The 937-nt window shown below is 60.6% G+C and carries 1 protein-coding gene; it reads left to right on the top strand.

What is annotated here, in order from left to right; all coding sequences use genetic code 11:
* The first annotated feature begins 143 nt into the window (after window positions 1-143).
* Window positions 144-347, top strand: a complete 204-nt coding sequence (locus tag P1K30_RS23800) for a hypothetical protein (RefSeq protein WP_275635228.1) — start codon at window positions 144-146, stop codon at window positions 345-347.
* Window positions 348-937: the final 590 nt, after the last annotated feature.

The raw sequence follows: 937 nt of genomic DNA, 5'->3' as shown, positions 1-937 counted from the left end.
TGCCGGGGTGATGAATTCGCGTAAAAGATGAGGCGTGGGGTGGTTAGACAAGTGAAGAGTTTAGAAATGTCGATGTTCAAGTCCTTCAGCCTGCCTATCGTCGAAATCGGCTTTTTCCTCATCCTGATCGGAGTGTTTGCATAATGACCATGCTGTCCCATGAATTCGTCGCCGCCGAAGCCGTCGTCAAGCCGCTGGCCGCCCGTCTTGAAGACCTGCGCGCCGCCCAGATGCCCGTCGTCCCCGGCATGCCCCATCCGCCCCGCCAGCGCCGTGAATACCTGATGGCCCTTGCCGAAGCTTATGAAGCCGGCGAACTGGTCCTTTCGACCGATCCGCGCGCGTAAGACACGCCCGCGACGAACGACGGCCCGCCAAGCCCCGAACACCGGGGGGCGGGCTGACGAGAAACCTCAGACAGTCCGACAACCGCAACCGTCATCCATCCCGGATCGACGGTTTTTTCATGCGCGCGCGGGCGTCCGGTCGCTGGATGCAGGGATTCGCCGCTACCGGCGGGCGCATGAGGTCAACGGTCAGGATCCTGCCCCAAGTCCCTTAATTCGGCCGCATTCCATGTTGGGAACCGCATGAATTGCTTCAATAAAGTTCATACCAAGGCGGATGTCCGGCCCTTGCCACAGATTCCCTGTACTAAGGGGTATGTAGGTCGGCGCGACGCATTCGCGTATAAGATGAGGCGTGGGGTCGGAAATCGAAGCAAGTGGGTACTACGAGATGTCGATGTTCAAGTCCTTCAGCCTGCCGATCGTCGAAGTCGGCTTTTTCCTCGTCCTGATCGGAGTGTTTGCGTGATGACCATGCTGTCCCATGAATTCGTCGCCGCCGAAGCCGTCGCCAAGCCGCTGGCCGCCCGTCTTGAAGACCTGCGCGCCGCCCAGATGCCCGTCGTCCCCGGCATGCCGCACCCGCCGCG

The sequence above is a fragment of the Psychromarinibacter halotolerans genome (assembly GCF_029168315.1).
GTDB classification, from domain to species: domain Bacteria; phylum Pseudomonadota; class Alphaproteobacteria; order Rhodobacterales; family Rhodobacteraceae; genus Psychromarinibacter; species Psychromarinibacter halotolerans.
This window is presented reverse-complemented; position numbering and strand designations above follow the sequence as displayed.